The 22,433-nt window shown below is 46.1% G+C and carries 22 protein-coding genes; 8 read left to right on the forward strand and 14 right to left on the reverse strand.

The features are described 5' to 3' along the window. Nucleotides 1–436 precede the first annotated feature (436 nt). Nucleotides 437–1,777 (forward strand): MATE family efflux transporter, encoded by a 1,341-nt coding sequence (locus tag L3V30_RS11395; RefSeq protein ID WP_237308950.1) that lies wholly within the window; start codon nucleotides 437–439, stop codon nucleotides 1,775–1,777. 97 nt (nucleotides 1,778–1,874) lie between these two features. On the opposite strand, the gene L3V30_RS11400 is transcribed toward L3V30_RS11395, so the two are convergent. The 3 genes from L3V30_RS11400 to L3V30_RS11410 form a co-directional block, all read right to left on the reverse strand. Continuing rightward, nucleotides 1,875–3,554, reverse strand: coding sequence for a pseudouridine synthase (locus L3V30_RS11400; RefSeq protein WP_237308951.1), 1,680 nt, complete (start codon nucleotides 3,552–3,554; stop codon nucleotides 1,875–1,877). A 117-nt stretch (nucleotides 3,555–3,671) separates the two neighbouring features. Continuing rightward, nucleotides 3,672–4,292, reverse strand: coding sequence for a DsbA family protein (locus tag L3V30_RS11405; RefSeq protein ID WP_237308952.1), 621 nt, complete (start codon nucleotides 4,290–4,292; stop codon nucleotides 3,672–3,674). Continuing rightward, nucleotides 4,286–5,152, reverse strand: coding sequence for an MBL fold metallo-hydrolase (locus tag L3V30_RS11410; RefSeq protein WP_006740944.1), 867 nt, complete (start codon nucleotides 5,150–5,152; stop codon nucleotides 4,286–4,288). Before L3V30_RS11410 ends, L3V30_RS11405 begins: the two co-directional genes overlap by 7 nt. 126 nt (nucleotides 5,153–5,278) lie before the next feature. On the opposite strand from L3V30_RS11410, the gene L3V30_RS11415 reads away from it, so the two are divergent. Further along, nucleotides 5,279–6,166, forward strand: coding sequence for a LysR family transcriptional regulator (locus L3V30_RS11415; RefSeq protein WP_046875604.1), 888 nt, complete (start codon nucleotides 5,279–5,281; stop codon nucleotides 6,164–6,166). A gap of 95 nt (nucleotides 6,167–6,261) precedes the next feature. Further along, a complete protein-coding gene (locus L3V30_RS11420; RefSeq protein ID WP_237308953.1) occupies nucleotides 6,262–7,065 on the forward strand; it encodes an HAD family hydrolase in 804 nt (267 codons plus the stop codon). Nucleotides 7,066–7,156: 91 nt separating this feature from the next. Here the strand turns inward: L3V30_RS11420 and L3V30_RS11425 are convergent, their stop codons facing one another. The 5 genes from L3V30_RS11425 to L3V30_RS11445 all read right to left on the reverse strand — a co-directional run bounded on the left by L3V30_RS11425 (nucleotide 7,157) and on the right by L3V30_RS11445 (nucleotide 11,630). Beyond that, nucleotides 7,157–7,561, reverse strand: coding sequence for a hypothetical protein (locus L3V30_RS11425; RefSeq protein WP_031813571.1), 405 nt, complete (start codon nucleotides 7,559–7,561; stop codon nucleotides 7,157–7,159). 9 nt (nucleotides 7,562–7,570) lie between these two features. Next, nucleotides 7,571–8,668, reverse strand: coding sequence for a GGDEF domain-containing protein (locus L3V30_RS11430; RefSeq protein WP_109169350.1), 1,098 nt, complete (start codon nucleotides 8,666–8,668; stop codon nucleotides 7,571–7,573). 5 nt (nucleotides 8,669–8,673) lie between these two features. Beyond that, entirely contained in the window at nucleotides 8,674–9,129 is a 456-nt protein-coding gene (locus L3V30_RS11435) for an oxidoreductase (protein ID WP_203343166.1), read from the reverse strand. A 451-nt stretch (nucleotides 9,130–9,580) separates the two neighbouring features. After that, nucleotides 9,581–10,420 carry an S-formylglutathione hydrolase gene (fghA, locus tag L3V30_RS11440; protein WP_104972168.1) on the reverse strand — a complete coding sequence of 280 codons (840 nt, stop codon included), beginning with the start codon at nucleotides 10,418–10,420 and terminating at the stop codon, nucleotides 9,581–9,583. A gap of 61 nt (nucleotides 10,421–10,481) precedes the next feature. Continuing rightward, on the reverse strand, nucleotides 10,482–11,630 hold the full coding sequence (locus L3V30_RS11445) for an S-(hydroxymethyl)glutathione dehydrogenase/class III alcohol dehydrogenase (protein ID WP_237308954.1): 1,149 nt from the start codon (nucleotides 11,628–11,630) through the stop codon (nucleotides 10,482–10,484). 293 nt (nucleotides 11,631–11,923) lie between these two features. On the opposite strand from L3V30_RS11445, the gene L3V30_RS11450 reads away from it, so the two are divergent. Both L3V30_RS11450 and L3V30_RS11455 read left to right on the forward strand, forming a co-directional pair. Further along, complete coding sequence (locus L3V30_RS11450; protein WP_237308955.1) at nucleotides 11,924–12,730, forward strand: arylamine N-acetyltransferase; 807 nt, start codon at nucleotides 11,924–11,926, stop codon at nucleotides 12,728–12,730. 80 nt (nucleotides 12,731–12,810) lie between these two features. Next, nucleotides 12,811–13,683 (forward strand): LysR family transcriptional regulator, encoded by an 873-nt coding sequence (locus tag L3V30_RS11455; RefSeq protein ID WP_005391982.1) that lies wholly within the window; start codon nucleotides 12,811–12,813, stop codon nucleotides 13,681–13,683. A gap of 99 nt (nucleotides 13,684–13,782) precedes the next feature. Here L3V30_RS11455 and L3V30_RS11460 read toward each other — a convergent pair whose 3' ends face one another. The 3 genes from L3V30_RS11460 to L3V30_RS11470 all read right to left on the reverse strand — a co-directional run bounded on the left by L3V30_RS11460 (nucleotide 13,783) and on the right by L3V30_RS11470 (nucleotide 17,531). Next, a complete protein-coding gene (locus L3V30_RS11460) occupies nucleotides 13,783–14,556 on the reverse strand; it encodes a siderophore-interacting protein (protein WP_237308956.1) in 774 nt (257 codons plus the stop codon). Nucleotides 14,557–14,767: 211 nt separating this feature from the next. Next, nucleotides 14,768–16,690, reverse strand: a complete 1,923-nt coding sequence (locus tag L3V30_RS11465) for a S9 family peptidase (RefSeq protein ID WP_006740963.1) — start codon at nucleotides 16,688–16,690, stop codon at nucleotides 14,768–14,770. A gap of 256 nt (nucleotides 16,691–16,946) precedes the next feature. After that, nucleotides 16,947–17,531, reverse strand: a complete 585-nt coding sequence (locus L3V30_RS11470) for a LysE family translocator (RefSeq protein WP_025631375.1) — start codon at nucleotides 17,529–17,531, stop codon at nucleotides 16,947–16,949. Nucleotides 17,532–17,645: 114 nt separating this feature from the next. Between L3V30_RS11470 and L3V30_RS11475 the strand changes: the two genes are divergently transcribed. Both L3V30_RS11475 and L3V30_RS11480 read left to right on the forward strand, forming a co-directional pair. Continuing rightward, on the forward strand, nucleotides 17,646–18,086 hold the full coding sequence (locus L3V30_RS11475) for an Lrp/AsnC family transcriptional regulator (RefSeq protein WP_237308957.1): 441 nt from the start codon (nucleotides 17,646–17,648) through the stop codon (nucleotides 18,084–18,086). Nucleotides 18,087–18,300: 214 nt separating this feature from the next. Continuing rightward, complete coding sequence (locus L3V30_RS11480; protein WP_237308958.1) at nucleotides 18,301–19,479, forward strand: lytic polysaccharide monooxygenase; 1,179 nt, start codon at nucleotides 18,301–18,303, stop codon at nucleotides 19,477–19,479. A 116-nt stretch (nucleotides 19,480–19,595) separates the two neighbouring features. Here the strand turns inward: L3V30_RS11480 and L3V30_RS11485 are convergent, their stop codons facing one another. Genes L3V30_RS11485 through L3V30_RS11495 form a run of 3 tightly spaced genes read right to left on the reverse strand, consistent with a single transcriptional unit; the run spans nucleotide 19,596 to nucleotide 21,226 of the window. After that, on the reverse strand, nucleotides 19,596–20,216 hold the full coding sequence (locus L3V30_RS11485) for an HAD-IB family hydrolase (protein WP_006740967.1): 621 nt from the start codon (nucleotides 20,214–20,216) through the stop codon (nucleotides 19,596–19,598). 38 nt (nucleotides 20,217–20,254) lie between these two features. After that, nucleotides 20,255–20,566, reverse strand: coding sequence for a cupin domain-containing protein (locus L3V30_RS11490; RefSeq protein ID WP_029865421.1), 312 nt, complete (start codon nucleotides 20,564–20,566; stop codon nucleotides 20,255–20,257). A 9-nt stretch (nucleotides 20,567–20,575) separates the two neighbouring features. After that, nucleotides 20,576–21,226, reverse strand: coding sequence for a Qnr family pentapeptide repeat protein (locus L3V30_RS11495; RefSeq protein ID WP_005391967.1), 651 nt, complete (start codon nucleotides 21,224–21,226; stop codon nucleotides 20,576–20,578). 496 nt (nucleotides 21,227–21,722) lie between these two features. Here L3V30_RS11495 and ompW point away from each other — a divergent pair, with 496 nt between their 5' ends. Further along, nucleotides 21,723–22,364, forward strand: coding sequence for an outer membrane protein OmpW (gene ompW / locus L3V30_RS11500; protein ID WP_062730855.1), 642 nt, complete (start codon nucleotides 21,723–21,725; stop codon nucleotides 22,362–22,364). The last annotated feature ends 69 nt before the right edge of the window (nucleotides 22,365–22,433 follow it).

The raw sequence follows: 22,433 nt of genomic DNA on the forward strand, positions 1-22,433 counted from the left end.
TAGTATGGGCCTAGAAGTGTGGTTTGGTGAGAGTGCTCAAAGCACAACAAAGGCTTATAAAGTTTTCCATGGCGGATCTTTATGGTTTCAGATGGTTCGATTAATAATTCAAAGTAATGCATTTCCACCGCTGTATTTGCAGGATCTATCCTGACTCAACTCTGTTGGGACTAGCATGAACTGCGCCTTCTACCTATTGAGGTCATTGTTCGTCAATCGATGATCTCTAAGTTCCGTCAATGAGTTTTTCGTTGTGAAAAAGCATTAGAAATATTTTTCCGAAACAGAGCGAAATATTGTTGTCGTTGTGACCAATATGCGACTAGAATCCGCGCTAAATCACGACCTCATCTCGAGCTTCGTTCTAGTTACTCTTTTTCCAAACTGCCTCACACATTTTGTGAGGCAGTTTTTAGTTGTAGGAAAGGTTACAAACATGCCTAAAAGCCAGAACATCAACCAGCGAATGTCCATTGTGGCGTTAGCTTGGCCGATTCTTGTCGAAATTTTGCTACGGACGGCTTTAGGAACCAGTGACGTGTTCATGCTGAGTGGCTACTCGGACAAAGCCGTATCCGCTGTTGGTGTGATCACGCAGATTACCTTTTTCTTAATCATCGTTTCGACGTTTGTCAGCAGCGGAACGGGGATTTTGGTTGCCCAATACAATGGCGCAGGGCGCGAGCAAGAGTCTGTGAACGTCGGCGTTGCAAGTATTGCGCTGTCTGTGATTGTCGGTGCGTTCTTGAGTGTGATTGCCGTGCTTGGCGCGATATTCCTGCTCCCGTATTACGGTTTGGAGGCGCAAGTCGAGCAATACGCACGTGAATATTTGCTGATCAGCGGAGCGATGACGTTCAACGTCACCATAGGCATAGTCTTTACGACCATTCTGCGTAGCCATGGCTATTCGCGCTCTCCAATGGTGGTGAACTTGATCTCGGGTGTGTTCAACATCATTGGTAACTATATTGCGCTTTACCAGCCATTCGGTTTACCTGTGTATGGTGTGCAAGGTGTAGCAATAGCAACCGTCGTCAGCCAAGTCATCGGTACGTTAATGTTATGGTTTATTCTCGCTCGCAGCAGCATTGAACTACCAATGTCGACCATGAAACAAGTGCCCGCAGAAATTTACAAAAAGATCTTAAAAATCGGCGGTATGAACGCGGGTGAAGTGCTGTCTTACAACGTGGCGCAAATCTGCATTGTGTACTTTGTGGTGCAAATGGGGACGGCATCGTTGGCGGCTTTCACTTATGCACAAAACATTGCCCGTTTCTCGTTTGCTTTCGCGTTGGCAATTGGTCAGGCTGCGCAAATTCAGACTGGTTACTACATCGGCAAAGGTTGGGTGAGCAGCATTTTAAAACGCGTACAAATCTACTTCTTAGTGGGATTTGTGGCATCAACGGCGGCAACCACACTGATTTACCTGTTTAGAGAAGAGATTCTGCGCGTATTTACCGATCAACCAGAAATACTCGCATTGGCAGGTTCGTTAGTCATGGGCTCAATTTTGCTCGAGGCCGGACGTGTGTTTAACCTGATTTTTATCGCGGGGCTCAAAGGCGCGGGTGACATCAAGTTCCCAGTGCAAATGGGGATTTTGAGTATGTGGGGACTAGGCGTGTTTTTCTCCTACATCTTTGGCATCCACATGGGTTATGGCGTTTTAGGAGCTTGGATGGCAATCGCTCTCGATGAATGGGTGCGTGGTATCATCATGGCAAGGCGTTGGCGCTCTCAGGTGTGGACCAAGTTTAAGGTGAGCTAACGGTTTTCGGTATCGCGCATCACGCTTATTCTGTTGTTAGAAACCCAAAAAGGCACTGTTAGTCAGTGCCTTTTTGTTATTTAAAATCTGGAAGAAGTTAGAACTCGCACTCAGCTCTGAACACCATGCGCTCTTTGCTGTATGGATGATCCAGCTCTAGCATCTCAGCATGCAGGTGTAAGCGATTCGCTTTTTCGCCGTATAAACCATCACCAACCATTGGCATGTTTAATCCCATATGATGAGCACTGTGTACACGTAGTTGGTGAGTTCGCCCGGTTTTCGGATACATGTGTACCTTGCTGCGTCCATCTTTGACTTCAATCAGCTGCCAGTAGGTTTCTGCATGTTTCCCGTGTTCAAAACACACCAGTTGACGTGGGCGGTCATCTGGGTCACCACGCATTGGCAGTGAAATTTCCCCTTCCGGCTCGTTCAATACGCCTTCGAGCAGTGCCATATAACGTTTTTGTACGCCGCGAGCCATAAACTGTTTTTGCAGGCTTTTGTTCGCGCGCTTAGTTAAGGCAAACACCAAAATGCCAGAGGTCGCCATGTCGAGGCGATGAATCACAAACGGCCCTTCCACATCAGGGAACATCGCTTGTAAGCGCGTATAAGCAGAGTCCTTGATGGTTTTACCTGGCACTGAAAGTAAGCCCGATGGCTTGTTGACGACGACCATAGCGTCGTCTTGGTAGATTATCTCTAGTTCTTTGTCTTCTGCCCAATTCTCCGCCAATGGGTTGGGTTCGACGTCCAGCCCTTGCATCATATGGCCTAAAATCGGCTGACATTTGCTGTTGCACGATGGGTAGAATTTTTTGTGTTGGCGAACCTCAGACTTTGGCGAAACACCCCACCAAAATTCTGCCAACGCCAGCGGTTTGAATCTGTGTTTAAACGCGTATTGAAGCAGTTTTGGCGCAGCACATTCCCCTGCACCTGCTGGTGGTATTGGATTTGTGGTGTCCGCAAAAAGGTCCACCAAGTCGCGTGTTTCGCCATGGCTGTTTAGGAAGCGGTATTGTTTATGCAGTTTGTGCTGTAAAGCGTTGGAGAGTGTCTTGCGCTGCTCTTTCAGGTGAGCAAGTTGCTGCTCTAACTCGGCCAATCGCGCTTCTTTGATTGCAAGCTTTTCATCCCACGCTTGCTTTAAGTATTTGAGAACATTTTTCTCGGCGACACTTTGCTTACCCAACTCATCCAACAAGATTTTGAGGTCACCGGCATTGAGCGTTTGCTCGCCCTGTTGGCGCTGTCGTTTGCGTGCGGCGCGGCCGTCAATCATCACTTGGCGCTGTGTTTGCTCCTCTTGCTGATAAGCGGCTCGGTCGGCTTGGATTTGCGCTTTAAGATCCGCTAATTCCGGATTCGCAGCACAGGTTTTGTACTCCGCATTGGCGGCGTTGATGGCATCCGTTTCTGCGCGGAAGAAGCCTTCATCGGTCAGCATGTCGTACACAGGAGGGACAAATCCTGGAATCAAGTTTTGGTCAGCAATTTTGCCAGAAAACGCACTTAAAAAGCCGAGCTCGCCTTGAGGGCTTTTTACCAGCAATACGCCAAACATTTTGCCTCGTCCCGTTTCTTCATTAACCAAACCAAAATCGTGTTCGAAGTCGGTTTGCGCTAATAAGTGCTGTTGCAATTGCTTTGCGGCCATAACGCAAAGAGGATGCGGCGTGTAGTAGAACGGAAACGTAAACTGCGTCGGTAATTCATAACCAGAAGTATCTGCAGTAAAACGAGTAAAGCAATGTTCAGGCGAGTGCATGGTGGGTATCCGCGCGAGTAAAAAATCGAGCGAGGATTGTACCTGTTTGAGTCAGGATTTCCATGTTGGTGTTGGCACTCGCTCTTGGATTAAGAACAAGAACGAGTGGGGAAGAGCTTATTGCAGTTTTTGTAATGCAAGCTTCCACTGTGCCGGTTTGTCGTAGTAGGCCGAGTGCGGCAAGGTCAAGTACTCGCCATTTACTTCTACAATCAGGGTTGGATAACCACCAACGTGTAACTGGCGCATCAACTGTCGGCTAGAGCGAATTCTCTCGTTTAGTTCGGCTTCGCTTAACGTCATGTTTTGCTCCCACGCATCGTTTGCTAAACCTAGCGATTCTGCAATGGCTTTGAGCGTCGATGCTTCATTCACTTTTAACCCGAGCTGATAATGCGCGGATTGGATGGCCTTTAGCATGTGCCATGGATTCAGCCCCATTTTCTCCGCACTCAAGATCGCTTGTGTGGGTAGATAAGAATCAAGAACAAACGCATCTTCGCTTTTCACGCGTTGCAGATATGCTTCACCAAACGTTGCTCCGGTTTCGGTTGCGATACGAGCGTCACTGTTGATGATGTGCTGACGAAATTCAGATTCAATCGCGCGTTTCTCAATCATGCCGCCGGGATGAAGCTCTACCTTAAATTGAGAGGTGTCCATCAAGGCTTCGATGAGTGGTGATGCCCCGTAGCACCAACCACACATGGGATCGAAGAAGTAATGCACGGTTACCATGACATTTCACCAGTATGCACTTTTGCACCGATTTCTAGCGCGATTGGCAATTGAGCTTCTGGGTATTTCGCTGACATGGTGTCAATGAGTTGAGCGCTGTTATTGCTGTGTTTTTTCGCTTGCTGAAAATCCTGCAAGTATTGTTGCGAGTAGCGAATGGTGTCTGCGTTCAGTTTTGTGCCTGCTTTCATGTGACCAGGAATGACCACTTGAGGTTTAAGCGCAAGCATCTCGCTAAGCTGCTGCTCCCAAGCATTGATAGCGGTTTGGTCAGCGGCATCTGCCATCCATAAATGCACGTTTGAGTACACGGCTACGTTACCCAGAATCGCTTTGTTATCTGGAATCCATAGGTAAGGGCGGTGTGCTGATGTGCCATGGTTACCACGGATTTCAATCTTATGACCTTCTAGCTCTAATGATGCTTTATCATACGCGACAGGGATCACTGGTTTTACCGGTGCGTTTGCGCCAAGCTTTGGCCCCCAGTACGCCAGCTTTCCTGCCAATTTCTCTTTAATAATTTTTTGAACCGCAGGCGTTGTGATGATCTGCGCATCAGGGAACTGTTGGTGTAAGGCCTCTGCGCCAAAGTAGTAATCTGGGTCCGCTTGGCTGATAAAAATGGTTTTAAGTGTTTTGCCTGAGTCCAGCACTTTAGCGGCAATGCGCATCGCGTCAGCTTTGGTAAAGCCAGTGTCGATAACCATGGCGTCAGTCTCACCGTATACCAAGGTTGAGTTTACGTGGAAGCTGTTACCGTCGGCGTTGTAAACCTCAAGAGTAAGGGGAGAGTGGTTTGCCGCTAGAACAGGGCTTGCCATTAAAATGGATGCAGCAATCAAAGTGAATTTTTTCATAATAAGCTCCTAAAGAATTTGGGGCCAAGCGACCATGGCTTGGGAACGGGAGCTATATTAGGAAATTGATACGCTCGGAAAAATACACAATAATGTGCATCACTATTTCTTATTTCGAGCAAATGTATGGACAGAGTAACGGCAGCAAAAGTATTTGTGGATGTGGTGTATTCTGGCAGTTTTACCGCTACCGCCGAGCGGTTAGACATGTCTCGGCCAATGGTGACTCGTTATGTAGAGGCGATGGAGAACTGGCTACAAACTCGTTTGTTGCACCGCACTACGCGCAAGGTGTCACTCACCACCGCAGGGGAGCGCAGCTTGCCTCAGATTGAGCGCTGGTTAAAACAGGCCGATACGTTGACGTCGAACATTGCCGTTGATGGTGAGCTGTCCGGAAAAATCCGTCTCGCGTCGAGCACTTCATTTGGATTCTCACAGTTGATCCCAGCCGTAAACAGTTTTATGCAAAAGCACCCCAAAGTGCATATCGACATAGATCTGCAAGATTCAGTGAGTGATCTAACCGAGCAACGCATCGATCTGGCAATCCGAATTGCGTCAGATCCCGATCCTTCTTTGATTGGTAAGCCGATTGCGGTGTGTGAATCGGTGTTGGTGGCATCGCCGCAATACTTGCAAACTCATCGCGCGATCGCGCATCCGCGAGATTTATCTTCACACGACTGTTTGGGTTACAAAAACTTTGAGCGTCACGTGTGGCATTTGTCTCAGGGCGAGCAGTTCGAATCGGTGGGAATTGAGTGTCGCCTAACCAGCAATGAGGCCACAGCGTTATTGCATGGCGCTTTGCAAGGCATGGGTATTTCGATGCTGCCAACCTATTTGAGCAATATCTATCTGCAATCGGGTCAGCTTGAGTCGGTGTTGCCGGATTGGAAGCCAAATGATCTCAACATTTACGCGCTATATTCATCGCGTAAACACTTGTCTCCTGCGGTGAGAGCCTTCATCGATCACAGTGAAGATTACTTTAAACAGCACCCTTGGTAATCGCGAAAGGCCTCGTCATCCCGGCTTGAGATTCATACAAGATCCTGTACCTTACATGGATATATTTTTCGCAGCGTCATTTAGAGTTTTAGTTAATGTCACAAGTTCGCATCAAATTTATTGCTTCCGATATGGACGGCACTTTGCTTGACCAATACGGTCGTTTGGATCCAGAGTTTTTCGATCTGTTTTTGCAATTGGAAGAGCAAGGTATTTTGTTCTCCGCTGCGTCTGGTCGTCAGTATTACAGCCTGCGTGACACGTTCGCGCCAATCAAAGATCGAGTGTTGTATGTGGCCGAAAACGGCACCTTGGTGATGTACCAAGACAAAGAGCTCTACAGTTGCACTATTCCTAAAGCGGAAGTGGCGGAGATTGTGAAAGCGGCTCGTGAAATTGACGGAGCAAACATCGTATTGTGTGGCAAGCGCTCGGCGTACATCGAAACGCATGATCAGCAATCGCTGGAAGAATTTCAAAAGTACTACCACCGCTGTGAATATGTGCCGGATTTGCTTGAGGTCGAAGACGAGTTTATTAAGGTGGCAATTTGTCACTTTGACGGTTCGGAAGAGCTCCTGTTCCCGACCATGAACGCGAAGTTTGGCGCAACGCATAAAGTCGTGGTGAGCGCAAAAATTTGGCTGGATGTGATGAATGCCGAGGCCTCTAAAGGCGCGGCCATTCAGCACCTTCAAGAGACGATGAATTTTACTCCGGCAGAAACCATGACGTTTGGTGATTACCTCAACGACCTTGAAATGCTGCAAGTCAGTGAGCATTCGTACGCGGTTGACAATGCGCATGACGAGATTAAGGAAATCGCTCGTTATTCTGCGCCAAGCAACCAAGAGGCTGGGGTACTCAAAGTGATTAAAGAGAAAGTGTTAGCGAAGTAACGCTCATCCTTTCGATGTTCTTTTCTTGTTAACGTAAAAAGCCCCGCAGTGTATGCGGGGCTTTGTTTTTGAGTAGTAATGTTCCCGTTTTTTAGCGCACGTACTTAGCGGTTGCGCTGACCAAAAAGTGCTGCAACTTTCCATCCGATTTTGGTACCCACAAGTCGTTGTGGTATTGGTAGATACGGCCATTGACGGTCACAGACAAGGTGTTATCACCCGTTTGTTCCATGCGAATAAACTGATCCGAAGTGACCAAAAACGGTTCTTGCTCTTCAATGCTCTGGCCCGTTGCCAATACGAAGTAGCCGAATCGGTTGCCAGCATCCGGATCGGTTGAGTAGATTCGATGCCCAACGAGGCTGTAGTCGTCGTTGAGTGCTTGCTCAAGCGTTTTTTGCCCGATGGTTTCGTGCGATGGAATAAATACCCAAGCCAACACACCTGCCGCAATGACTGCCAGTAGAAGCAGTATTTGCATGAACTTTCTCATCATAAATACCGTTTAACGTTGAAATTTCATTTTGTACATGCGCTTATCCGCTATGCTGATAAGAAAGTCAACATTGTTACTGTCTTTTGGGTATTGGGCTAAGCCCATGCTGGTTGATAGTGTTGCGACGTTGTCGGAGTTTAGTATTGGCGCATCAAATACCGCATTGATATGCTCACGAACGCCTTCTTCATCAACATGCTCCCCTTCGAGGATGACGGCGAACTCATCGCCTCCCATGCGATAGACGGTAAAATCATTCAACGCCATAGATTTAAGCCGTCTAGCAATTTCACGCAGTACGGTGTCTCCCACTTGGTGACCGTGTGTATCGTTGACACTTTTAAAACCATTTAAATCTAAAATCCACAGAGAAAAAGGCCTTTTCTCTTGAGTGAGCTCATTCAGGTTGATAAATAGTGCATTGCGATTTCCAAGATGAGTCAGTGGGTCGCTGAGCGCCAGTTTTCTATGGAAGTGGGATTCACGATAAAAGAAATAAGTCAGAGACAGGATCGACAAAACGAACGTAGCAAACAGCATATACTGCGCTTGCATTAACCGTTGCGTTTCTCCTTTCTGTGCCTCATAGACTTTGCTGCTGAGGCGAAAGTTCTGATTAACGAAATCGACCAAGCTTAAGTACAGTGTTTGAGTGGATCGATAAAATTGAGCCGCAGCTTGACTATCGCCAGTTCTTGCTTCAACTAATTGCGCTTCCAGACCCTGAAATTCCTCAAAAAGATCAATGAAATACTGATGCATATTATTTCGAGAGAAAAAAGTGTAGGCTTCATTACTACTAATTAATAAATCGAATCTACTCCAGGCCAATTCATATTGTAGCTCTGCACCTTCGATATTTAATACATTTTCATCGACTCGTCTCGCTTCTCCGACAAGTTCCGAAAGCTCTTTAGAGAGTTGGAATAAAAACCAGGTTGCTTGTTTTTGCTCATTATTAAAGTTTTGTGACAGTGCGCGTGTCTGCTGCAGAAGCAATACATTTGCGAGAAGCAAAGAAGTGGCAAACACCACAAGCAACATTTTACTGGTTGTAGAGTATTGTGGTGCTCTCTGCTTTTGATGGGTGGGTTCTGATAACTTCATTCTTATTATTTTGCTTTCATCTCATTTACTTGCCAGACCATTTGCGCGTGATATTTATTGTGGTTGAGCTCAGGATAGAGACTAAGAGAGTATATTACCCAAAATGGCCCCTTATTCCTGACTTTTATATAGTGTTGATCTTGTTGGTAAGCCAGTATTGGTTGGTATCTAAGAATGTCTTGTCGAGACAGTGTCGAGTGATAGTCATTCAAGCTACTGACATCAACTTGTTCTGGCACTTTGCCATAGACGTGGGTGAGGAGCGTGCTAAGTTTGACCCCAAGAAATTCAGAAGAAGCAGGGATCCAAGGCAGCGTGGTTGTGTAGCTGGTGGTTGGTAAAGATTGAATCTCTTCCAGTTTTAATGTGACACTAGGTTGTTGGCTACTGCTAAATACGATCGTACTTGCAGATAAGAATGGCGCAACAAAAAACAGACCTAGCGCGACTATCTTTTTCATCATATGCCCTTTGAGTTTTATTCTTTTTGCTGAGCTAGGACAAAGGTGCTAGCGGTACTTTATTTGTAATTGTAATAATAGAGCCAACCGGATGAGATTTTATAATATGTTATGTTTGAAAAGTAACTGTCGGTTTACTGTACGTCAAGGTTATTAAGTGACTTCTTAATTAAAAGGTCAGAAATATGCGTTATTATTTCGCTCTATAACGAATTCGCGTCAGTTCGCAGATTTTTAATGGAAATTAATCCTATTTTCAACCGATGAATTGTATTGTGAATGAGAATTAGAAGGGTTAATGATTGAGGTATAAGCAAACCCGATTTCATCCTTACATTGTTCTCTATCTTTATTCCAATGTTATTTAAGATTGGTATGTTAATACGCACCAAAAACAAAGCCACCTATGTAGGTGACTTTATTTTTTAATTCATCAAGTTACTTCTATGAATTAGGCAAACAAATACTTCGCATGGAAGTTGAGATGATCGTCAATAAAGCTTGAGATGAAATAATAGCTATGGTCGTAACCAGATTGCATTCTTAAGTTCAGGTTTGAATCATGCACTTTTGCTGCAGCAACCAGTGCTTCTGGCCTAAGTTGCTCGTTAAGGAAGCCATCAGCATCACCTTGATCAACCAAAATAGGAAGTGGTGATTGTTTTTGCTTGAGAAGCTCACTTGCATCGTATTGCTTCCAGCTCTCAATATCTTTGCCTAAGTAAGCAGTAAAGGCTTTTTGTCCCCAAGGGCATTGGACTGGGTTACAGATAGGGCTAAACGCCGATATTGAGCGATATTGTTCTGCGTTTTTCAGACCAATGGTTAATGCTCCGTGACCTCCCATGCTGTGCCCAGAAATCGATTTTACTTCTGAGACAGGGAAATTGCTTTCAATGATCTCTGGTAACTCTTTAGTCACGTAATCGTACATGAAGTAATGCAGTGACCAAGGTGCTTGAGTCGCATTAAGGTAAAAGCCAGCTCCTTTACCCAGGTCATAGTTTTCATCGTCAGCGATACCTTCGCCTCTTGGACTCGTGTCCGGAGCAATGATTGCAATGCCAAGCTCGGCCGCCATACGAAATGCGCCCGCTTTTTGCATAAAGTTTTCATCGGTGCAGGTTAAGCCCGACAACCAGTACAAAGCGGGTACGGGGTTCGATTTAGTGGCATTCGGTGGTAAGAAAATCGCAAAGCGCATCGTGCAGTTTAGGGCTTTGGATTCGTGTGTATATTGTTTGTGCCAACCGCCAAACACTTTGGCCTGGCTTACATTTTCAATGGTCATGAATAAACTCTCTAACAACAGAATGAATTCAGGCTCCCCAAAAGGAGAGCCTGAGGCAGCATTATTGATCCATATGAATAACAGTACGGATGCTCTTACCTTCGTGCATCAGATCAAATGCTTTGTTTACGTCAGCCAATCCCATTGTATGAGTAATGAACTCTTGCAAGCCAAACTCACCAGCCATGTAACGGTTTACGATTTCTGGAAGCTCAGAGCGGCCTTTAACACCTCCGAAAGCCGAGCCACGCCATACACGACCAGTTACTAGCTGGAATGGACGAGTTGAGATCTCTTGACCTGCACCCGCAACACCGATGATCACCGATTCCCCCCAACCTTTGTGACAACATTCAAGTGCTTGACGCATCACGTTTACGTTACCGATACATTCGAATGAGTAGTCAACACCACCGCCAGTCATCTCAACAATCACTTCTTGGATAGGCTTGTCGAATTTCTGTGGGTTAATCACATCGGTTGCGCCTAGCTGTTTTGCAAGATCGAATTTGCTTTCGTTGATATCGATACCGATGATGCGGCTTGCACCCACCATGCGTGCACCGATGATCGCTGAAAGACCGATACCACCCAGACCGAATATCGCAACCGTGTCGCCTTTTTCAACTTTTGCCGTATTCATAACTGCGCCCATACCGGTTGTTACGCCACAACCTAACAGACACACTTCTTCAAGTGGTGCATCTTTGTTTACTTTCGCTAGCGAGATTTCAGGGAGTACCGTGTACTCAGAGAAAGTAGAACAACCCATGTAGTGGAAGATGGTTTCACCGTTGATAGAAAAACGACTTGTACCATCGGGCATCAGACCTTTACCTTGTGTTTCACGCACGGCCTGACAAAGGTTGGTTTTGCCTGATTTACAGAACTTACACTCGCCACATTCTGCGGTGTAAAGAGGAATCACGTGATCGCCAACCTCAACGCTGGTAACGCCTTCGCCAACCATTTCAACAATGCCGCCACCTTCGTGACCAAGAATAGAAGGGAAGATGCCTTCTGGATCGTCGCCTGACAGAGTGAACGCATCAGTATGACAAACACCTGTCGCGACGATGCGCACTAGCACTTCACCCGCTTTAGGAAGCTGTACATCCACTTCTTCCATTTTCAGTGGTTCGCCAGCGGCCCACGCAACCATTGCCTTGGATTTGATGTGAGTTTGACCAGGTTTGATTTCAACAGTCATTGGATTTTCCTTTATATTCTCAGTATATGGAGTGACGTAATAAGCGTAGTTAAGGTTTGCTTACTGCGCTGCGTCGTTTTGTTGGTATCTATTCTAGGTGTTTCAATAAAAATGATAATCCGTCCATTTTGAAAATGATTTTTACATATACGTAATAATGGTAAGGTAAGCAGATTATAAGAGTGTGATGCCTCCTCAAAGAGGAAGGGAAAGCGGAAAAGGCAGTTGACCTGAAGTTAGGTAGAGGGGCTAGAGTAGAACGCAATCAACCCATCAGCGAAGTAAGAGTGATTATGAACAAGACGGATCTGAATGCCTATTTAATCAAGCTCGGTTTGCCAAGAGAGCTACCTGCCGATTTAGAAACATTACATAAAGTACACGTGGCGCAGCACCGTTGCCTGCCGTTTGAGAACTTTGATATTGCGTTGCAGCGCGGCATCTCTGTTGAGATTGAAGACATCATTCAAAAAACGGTGTATCACTCTCGCGGTGGTTACTGCTTTGAATTGAATGGCTTAATGCTTGAGGTACTCAATACTCTCGGATTTGAAGCACGCAGTTTACTAGGACGTGTGCATGTGTCGGGCACACCAACGGGCCGTAGTCATCAAATCACGTTGGTAACGCTGGATGAACAAGCATGGATTGTCGATGTAGGCTTTGGCTCCAATACGCCGCGCGCGCCATTGCCGTTTATCCTCAACCAAGTGATTCAGACGGATTTACAAACCTTCCGCTTTGTCGAAGATGCTCAGTTTGGTTACTTCCTTCAAGAGTTGTCAACGGACGGAACGGACACGTGGAACAACCTTTATAGCTTCGATTTAGAGTTTGTATTTGCGGGTGATATCGCGTGTGGCAACTTTTTTACCTCCACTTCTCCTCACTCGCGTTTTACCAGTGCAAGAGTCGCGGCGAAAGCAACAGAAAGTGGGTTGGTGACATTGCTTAACTACACACTCAAATACACCAGCCAAGGTGAGCAGACAGAATTGGAGTTAGAGCCGGGCCAAGCCTATTTGGATGCATTGAAAGAATACTTCGGCATTGAGCTTGATGCGCAGTACGGCGATCTTCGTCCGTTGCCTGATGCGTAAAATTCTCCCGTTTTCAAAGCGTAGCGCGACGAGAACATTTTCATCACTATTTGTCTAAAAGAGGTCGACAGGAATACAGCATGGCGAATTGGGAAGGGGTCAGCGAATTTGTTGCTGTGGCAGAAACCAACAGTTTTACCGGAGCAGCAGCTAAGCTGAAAACATCGGTGGCACAAATCAGTCGTCGGGTATCAGCACTTGAAGAACGACTTGCGGTGAAATTGCTGCATCGCACGACGCGAAAAGTCTCCCTGTCTGAAGCCGGACAACTCTATTACCAGCAGTGTAAACATTTGGTGGAAGGGTTAGAACTGGCCGAGCTTGCCGTAACGCAAATGCAGACCGAACCGCGCGGTTTACTGCGCGTGACGGCTCCTGTGACGTATGGGGAAATGAATCTCGCGCCGCTTTTGCATCAGTTTTTGGAAAAGTACCCGCGTGTGGATCTTGATTTAGTGCTGACCAACCAAAAGCTGGATTTGATTGAGCAAGGTGTGGACGTGGCGATTCGTCTTGGCCGCTTGCAAGATTCCAGCATGATTGCTAAACGTCTTTCGTCGCGCCAAAACTATGTGTGTGCCAGTCCGATGTATTTGGAGCGTTTTGGTGAGCCACATACGTTGTCGGAATTGGGACGGCATCAGTGCTTAGTTGGCTCTGTCGACTATTGGCACTTTAAGGAAAATAAACGCGATAAATCTTTACGCGTGTCGGGACGGATTAAATGCAACAGCGGTTTTGCTTTGGTGGACGCAGCGAAACGCGGTCTGGGTTTGGTGCAATTGCCGGACTACTACGTGCAAGAGGCGTTAGACAGTGGTGAGTTGGTCGAGGTGCTGACCGATTACCGCGACGATCGCGAAGGCATTTGGGCGCTGTATCCGCAAAGTCGCAATTTGTCGCCAAAAGTGCGGTTATTGATCGACTTTTTGGCGCAAGAGCTTGTTGATTAGCGGTTTAAAGTGCCTCATTACAAAGTATGTTGCTAAAACGCCCGGTGGTGCCGGGCGTTTTTATTGGGATGAGAGCTGGAATCGAAAAGACATGAACCACTATTGATTGGATTCCGCGTCTTCACGTTTAATCACTTTGTGCCCGTCTTCCGACACGCCTTGTTTCCAATAGCTGCTGATGTAGATATTTTCACGATCAACTTCTTTCTCGTTGCGGAAGTATTGGCGCAGCGCACGCATTGAATCGAACTCACACGCACACCATATCGAAGCGTCCCCATCTAGCCATTTTTGTTCGCGTACCGCTTCTGCTAGGGTTTGACCTTCTGTAAGCCAAATTAGCTCTATACCAGCTGGTGCGTGCAGAGGCTGGATGTCTGCCGCAGACATCACACTGATCACGGCGTAGCCTTTTGCCTCTTCTGGTAGCGTACGAATTTTCGCTGAAAGAGCAGGAAGTGCTGTCATATCGGCGGCCATAAAGAACCAGTCAGCCTCGGTATTCAAATTAGAGATACTGCCTGGACCTACGATATTAATCGTATCGCCTTTTTGTGCGGCCATCGCCCAACGCGCGGCAAAGCCACACTGTAAATCTTGTGTGGTGTGGCGGACAAAATCGACTTCGATGGTGTGTGTTTCCGGATGGAAACGACGAATAGTATAGGTTCGCATTAATGGTCGGTCATCGTCGCTTAGCGTGTTCAAATCGGTACCGCCCATCTCATTGAACAATAGCTTGATGTAGCTACCTTCGCAGTCGCGTGGAAACTGGCTTAGCGCTTCACCTTGCAAAGTAATACGCTGCATATTTGGGGTAATTGTCTCTGTATCTGTGACAACAATCGTTTTAGGTTGAGGCTTCTTCTTCATCTTTGACTCTACTCGATAATTATTCTCTTTCTCATTTAAGGTTATCAAGATCTCTCATAAGAGGGTAGTGTCTTTATATAAATTTACACTGTGAATTGAGCTGGATTATTGGAGTATTGCAGTGGTACTGGGGACTGGGGCGAGCAAAATACGTAGAAAAAATAAGAAAGGGCACGCCAACATGCCCTTTCGAACTTAACGATGTAAAGGCTTACTGAGTCTGCTCAAGTAAATGTGTTTTTAGGAATCTATCCATCGCTTGGTAACCATCAAGACGGTTCTCCAAAGAGCGGAATCCGTGCCCCTCATTTTCCTTCACGATGTATTCGACCTCGACGCCTCGTTCGCGCAGTGCATCAACGATTTGGTCTGACTCGCTCTTCACCACGCGTGGATCTTGTGCACCTTGTAGGACCAATAAAGGTGCCTTAATTTGGTCGACATGGAACACTGGTGAGTAGGCTTTCATCATTTTCGCGTCTTCAGGATCATTCGGATTGCCTACTTGCTCGTGTAACATTGCAAGGAATGGTGCCCAATAAGGTGGAATGGAGTCCATAAAGGTAAATAAGTTAGATACGCCAACGTAGTCGATTCCGCACTTATATAAATCCGGAGTGAATGTCACCCCCGCCAGAGTTGCGTAGCCGCCATAAGAGGCACCATAAATACATACGTTGCCATCTTGTGCGTAACCTTGTTCGGTAGCCCATTTGACACCGTCGGTAATGTCATCCTGCATGGATTGTCCCCATTGCTTGAACGACTTCTCCCAAAACTCGCGACCATAACCAGTTGAGCCCCTGAAGTTCATTTGCAGCACGGCGATACCACGATTAGCGAATAATTGTACCTCAGGCTGAAATCCCCAGTGATCACGAGCCCATGGACCACCGTGTGGGAGCACAAGCAAAGGCAGATCTTTGGCTTCTCGACCCTTCGGCAGCGTTAGGTACCCATGAATGGTTTCTCCATCGCGAGCGGTGTATTGGATAGGCGTCATCTTCGCCATATGTTCTGGCTTATGCCATGGAGCGTTTTCTGCCAATTTCTCCAATTTATCTGCTTTACGATCGTAGAAGTAGTAATTTGGTCGATCGACATCGCTGTAGGTGACGACAATCATTTTACTTTCATCTCGCGTCGCACTGGTTACAGAAATTTCTACATTTGGCAGTTTCTCTGAGAGGCGTTCGAAGGTTTGTTGGTAGGAATCATCTAAGAAGTGATAGTGGTTTTTATCTGTCACGTAAGAGACTGAAACCAGCTTATTAAGCGCTTCAGAGTAGTGAGCGCTATTCACGTCAACTTCCGGGTGAGAGAAGATTTCTCGTATTTCTTTATTGGCTTTTACATCGTATTCAACGATGGCTGATTTATCACGCGTAATTCGTGATGCCACATATAAGTTTTTGTTGTCCGGCGTGAATGAAATGGGGCTAAAGCTCTCTTTGAAAGTGAGATTCTTTAGCGGCTTAAATTCATCTTCAACCGTATCGCGATATAAAACGGAGGTATTAACACCATCTGATGTGGTGATGACACGAATGTTGCCATCGTGATCGGTACCCCATGAGCGCACATTGCCCGGGTTTTGCGCAACGAGAGTATTTTCGCCTGTTTTTAGATTATGTCGATAAACATCAAAGACTTGTGGGTTACGCTCGTTACTCGAAATCAAAATGTCATCGGGTTGATTGTCTAGTGTGTCGATAACGTATGCCACAACACCGGATGTCGGTGTTATGGTTTTCTCTTCGCCTGTTTTGACATTAACCGTCACGAGATAAAAGTTCTCATCTCCTCCCGTATCACGAGAGTAAATTACGGTGTCTTCGCCAACCCAGTAGTAGTATGCAATGTCGCGCCCTGTTACGGATGTGACGCGTTTTATCTGATCGGGGTTATCTGTGGGATAAACAAAGACGTTCTTACGGTCTTGCCATGGCTTCATCATTGAGATGTAGTCACCAGCAGGAGAGATTTGATAGCTAGAAACTTCGCTGTTTTTAAAGAAATAATCCACTGGATACTCGGGTGGAATGACTTCAGCATTGGTTGTGGTGGATGTTTGACTGCAACCCGCCAATAATAATCCAAAAGTGGCAGCAAGAAAAAGCTTGCGAGTGTGCATTGTGTAACGCTCCTTGTGTAAAAGACCTTAAGCTCATGAGCTTTTGGCCAGGGTGATAGATTCATCGCAGTTACTGCGATCAAGCAACGAACATTAAAAATAGCTGTGGCTTATGATTAGTGTGCTTTTAATAAATAGCGCATTGCTTCGCTACTATGACCCTGGCATTGTCCAAAAGTGGCGTTAGATTGTGATTATTGATTCAGTATCTACCTGAACTTTGTATTAGATCACGGTTTTACGGCTATTTTGTCTTCTATATCATTGGGATAGTCGACAGCAGTAAAAGCGCTGCCATCCCATAGTTAAACCCTTTTACACGCCTAGATGTGGTCAACCAGCGTTGAAGTTGCATGCCTGCCGCCGTCCAAAATGTCACCGATGGCAAGTTGGCTAAACAGAAGATACCGGCGATAAAAGTCAGTTCAAGCCAAGAACCGCCGCTGGTGTATACCGTAATCGCCGTCAACGCCATCGACCAACCTTTTGGGTTCACCCACTGGAATGCGACAGCCCCTAAAAAAGACATCGGGCGAAAATCGTGTTTTGCTTCGGTTTTGTCGCTGGTGGCGATTTTGTACGTCAAGTACAGCAAATAACTCAAGCTCAATACTTTCAAAATGGAGTGGGTGAGCGGGTAGGCATGGAACAGGCTCATCAAGCCAATGCCCACCAAAATTAACATGGCACCAAAGCCGAAGGTAATGCCCAACATGTGTGGGATAGTGCGTTTAAAGCCGACATTTGCCCCTGAGGTCATCAACATAATGTTATTGGGACCCGGCGTAAAAGTGGAGACAAAAGCGAACAACGCCAAAGCGCCCAGTTGATGATATTCCATAGATTGTTCCTTGAATCAGTTCTCGATAAGTTGAGAACAACTATAAGTAGAACTGAGGTCAATATTGTGCTTTTATTTGATGATTAGAAACTAAATAAGCAATGAAACATCATCATGGATAGATTTGACGAAAGAATATTGCAAGCGCTCAAACGAGACGGAAGAATCTCCAATGTGGAGCTGTCGGAACGCGTTGGTTTATCTCCGTCTGCAACCTTACGCCGAGTGCAAGATTTAGAGCGTAAAGGCGTGATCAAAGGCTACCGAGCGGTACTGGATAATCAGCAACTTGGCGTGGGTTTTGTCGCTTATGTGTCGATTGGTTTGGCCTCGCACTCTAAGCAGGCGCAGCTGGGTTTCGAAGAGCATGTGCGTTTTGTAAACGAGGTGGTGGAATGTCACAACATCACTGGTGCGAACGAGTATTTGCTGCGTATGGAAACGCAAGATCTCGCCGCTTATAAAGCGTTTCACGCTGATGTGTTGGGTGAGTGCGAACACGTCAAGTCGATCACAACCATGGTGGTGATGGACACACCAAAAGACGAGCGCTAGCCAAACGAGAGTGACAGTTTTTGTGGCACACGAATTTGAAGTGACTCGAAAGAGTCAGTCGAGTATGAGAATGGTTCACAACAAATGCTGGAAAGCAGATAGCACTCTTACAATTTCCATATTTATTCTCACCTTCTAAATAATCCCATCCTGCTAGTTTTGCTTAAACCGCTTGTGTTTCAGAGCGGCGAGTCAGCAAAATTAAGGATGAACGATGAAATCACATGTAACACTTCCTCTTTTGAGCTTAAGCGCTGTTGCCGCATTGAGCTCATTTAACGTCAACGCCCATGGCTGGGTAGAGTTTCCAAGTGCTCGTCAAAATACGTGTTATTTAGACGGTGGTTTTTGGACCAACGAGATCCCTAACCAAGCGTGTAAAGCGGCTTTTGAAGAATCTGGCGCGTACCCGTTTGTGCAACGCAGCGAAATTGCAGCAAACGTACCAAATTACCGAGATATGGAGCATGTTAAAGCCGTAGTCCGTGATGGCGAACTGTGTTCTGCTGGAGACGCGGCTAAAAAAGGTTTGAACATTCCTTCTCCAAACTGGCAGCGCACCAATGTTACGCCAGATGCAAATAACCAGATTGAATTGGTGTTTTACGGCAAGGCGCCGCACAACCCATCGTACTGGGAATTCTATCTCACCAAGCCGACTTATGATGATTCAAAACCTCTTACTTGGGGGGATTTAGAGCTGATTGACACCGCAGGTGACGTGTATGTTGATGCGGAAAAACGCTACCGTATTCAAGTCACTTTCCCTGCCGATCGCTCGGGCGATGCGGTGCTTTATACTCGTTGGCAGCGCATTGATGTCGCTGGTGAAGGTTTCTACAACTGTAGTGACATTACGTTAAACGGAACAGGTACTACGCCGCCGACTGACCCCGTTGATCCAACCGAACCGGGTAATAATCTGACATCTCTGGGCTACTTTGTTCAGCAAGGTTTTGGACCAGTAGAAGCGGGTGACACCATCCGTTTCCGTACGTTTAATGCGACAGGCAATGAAATTGTTGATATTTCACTACCAATCAGCGCAAACAATACGACGACTTGGGCGGCAGAAATTGCGGATCAATTTAACGCGCAGCAAACGGGCGATTGGTATGTGGGCATTTGGCATCAAGAGATGAACCACTACATGTTCGATAGTAAGAACGTAAATGCGAACCAAGTATTAGCGCCAAGCGCAGACTTCAGTTATGCGTTGTCACTGATCAAAGCGGATGTACCGCCACCAGTTGAACCAACCAACTTATGGGACAAGACGGCCGTTTACGACCAAGGTGATGTGGTGACGCACAACGGTAAAGAATGGACCGCTCAGTGGTGGACATCTGGTGAGGAACCAGGCACAACGGGTCAATGGGGTGTATGGCGTTAAGCCATTTATTCGGGCCCTGATCAATAAAACCCTTCTCATGTGAGAAGGGTTTGCTTTTTCAGTCTAAAACGACCACTTTGGCGGAGTGGTTGTCTTGAAAATCAGAGCACATATCGTTATTCGCTTGCTCTCCACTCGATCCAGTTGAGCATCGCGTAGTCTGCCAGTTTGAGCATCGGAATGTCTTCGTGTGTATCACCGTAGGCATAAATAGACTCAAACTCGTCGAGCGAAAACGCCGCCTTAACGCGCGAGACTTTTCTTTCTAAACTGCAATCACCTTGCTGGTAAAAGCCACTCAGTTTTGGCTGCTCTGAGATCAGTTCACTGCACAGCAAGTGGTAACCGTTCGCTTCACACCAAGGCTTGAGATACGCATTGAGTGATGCCGACACCACTACAATGGTATCGCCTCTGTGTTGATGCCACGCCAACCTTTCCATCGCTTCTGGCCGTAAGTACAGCGGGATCACTTCATGGGCAAACTGAGCGCCAATCGCTTCAATTTGCTGCGTTTCTTTCCCTGAAAATGCAATAAAACTGCTGAGCGGACGCATAAAACGAGCGGGTAACACTCCGAGTTTGTACAGCGCATAAAATGGCATGATAGCGACCTTTCCTACTCGCTTGCGCAGGCCATAAGCAGAATAGTGGAGGAAAAGGCTAAACATATCCTCTCGGGTAATGGTGCCATCAAAATCAAACAGTGCCAGTGACGGCTTGGTAGTATCGAGCAAATTCAGCGCCTATTTTTCGATTTAAGATCGTTTTGTGTTTATTGATAAAACACTGCCAACCAAATGGTTTCTTGCGTTGGGTCAGTCCAGCTCACTTTGTGTTTGGTATGAGCTGGAATCGTAACGTGATCGCCTGCCTCAAGTCGTTTCACTACACCTGATTCAAAAGTCAGCTCTCCAGTTCCTTTAAGAACCAATACCCATTCATGTTCTTCTTGATCGTACCAGCCACTTTTGGGCGAGGTTTGCCCTGTTGAGACAATGCGTTCTATACGCAGGTTTTTGTGGGTCAGCAGGTCTTCGAACACTTCCTCGTCGAGGTTATTCGGTAAGTCTTTAAACAGGTTCATGGCCTTTCCTTAGATAATGATCAGTCCAAAAGGCGCAAGCAATTGCTCTTGTTGCCAATCACAAATTTTAACACCAAATAGAGAAACGCGGCGAACATCCAGCCCGTCTAGTTCGACATGAGTCAGATCACATTGCTCAACGTTAAAGGTTCCCCATTGTTCTGGCGAGAATTCGCAGCGAGATAAATCCGAGCCTTTAAGAGTTGCCCCCGCGAGGTTCGCTCCGTTCCAACGGTTTTCAAAGAGGTCACATTTTTCTAGTAACACTCGCTCGAAGTTACAGTAGGTGAGGTTGCAGCCAGTAATAAAAGCAGAACAGAAAAACATGGTGTTACTGACGCGATTAGCAAAGTTCGCACCTTGGAAGTTTGCCCCTTTGAGATCGCACTTACGCAGCTCCAAGCCCATACAATTTGCGCCGTTAAACAGGCTCATCGCCAACATACAGTTCGTGAAGCTGGCATCTTTTAAGTTCGCGAAGCGAAAACTACACCCTTCTAGCGCTTTGGATTCGATAAAGCGACAGTCGATGAACTTAGCATCGCGCAGATCGGCATGGTCGAAACTGCACATATAAAAGTGGCAGTTTTTAAAGGTGGCATTCTGAAAATCGTGGTGAGAAAAGTTTTCTCGTTCAAAAATGAGATCGGTTTTTAACATGTCTTCTCCTTAGCTGCGAGCAGACTAGCACTCCAAGTGACTGATTTTCCAGAAAAATAACTTCTTGTATTTCAGTGTTTTACAAACCCCTCAAATCGCAATTTTAAGGGGTCAAACGAGCGTTTTAAGTGGGTTGTTTTTTGAAAATAGAAGACGTAGAGGAAGAAAAAAGTTTTTGCTGGCTACGAGCCCTAGCGAGAGGATTCGTGTTTTTGAGTAGGCATGGCTTCTCACACGCACAGTTTGCATTACAGAATTGTATCCGATTTGCATAATTTGTTGATCGCTATGGCGTTTCTCTATACAAAAAACCTATATTTTTCACAAATTGATTTCCATCAAAATAGTAGGGTTTCTATGTGCTAGATTGCGCGCAGCTCAAAAAAATATAGATGCCCGTGTGCTTCAAGGCGATGAGTTTACTTGAAATCTAAGGCCAGTCAGCAGGCACACCTTTGGGTACGACATAACGAAGCCCTATAAAAGGAAATAAAAAATGAAAAAAACAATCTGCAGTCTAGCAGTGGTTGCTGCACTCGTGTCACCAAGTGTTTTCGCTCATAAACAAGGTGACTTCGTTCTTCGTGTTGGTGCGGCGTCTGTCGTTCCTAATGACAGCAGCGATAAGATTCTTAGTTCTCAAGAAGAGTTAGAAGTTGACTCAAATACGCAGCTTGGTTTGACGTTTGGCTACATGTTCACAGATAACATCAGCCTAGAGCTTCTAGCAGCAACACCATTCAGCCACGATATTTCGACAGATTTGGTTGGTAGTGATATCGCGAAAACCAAACATTTACCACCAACGCTAATGGTGCAGTACTACTTTGGCGAGCCACAAAGTAAGTTCCGTCCATACGTTGGTGCAGGTCTCAACTACACCATGTTCTTTGATGAGGGTTTCAATAGCACGGGTAAAGACAATGGCTTATCAGATTTGAAATTAGATGATTCATTCGGTCTAGCAGCGAATATTGGTGTGGACTACATGATCAACGATCAATGGTTCCTCAACGCTGCTGCGTGGTACGCAAACATTGAAACAGAAGCAACTTACAAAGCAGGTGGAGCGAAGCAAAAAACCGACGTCAAAATTAACCCTTGGGTATTTATGATCAGCGGCGGTTACAAGTTCTAAGAAAAACCAGTAGTTACACGCATATTACTATTATTGGCATGATTTTGGGGGCGGTTACGGGGACTGCCC

The sequence above is a fragment of the Vibrio sp. A1-1 genome (genome assembly GCF_021728175.1).
GTDB classification, from domain to species: Bacteria; Pseudomonadota; Gammaproteobacteria; order Enterobacterales; family Vibrionaceae; genus Vibrio; species Vibrio diabolicus.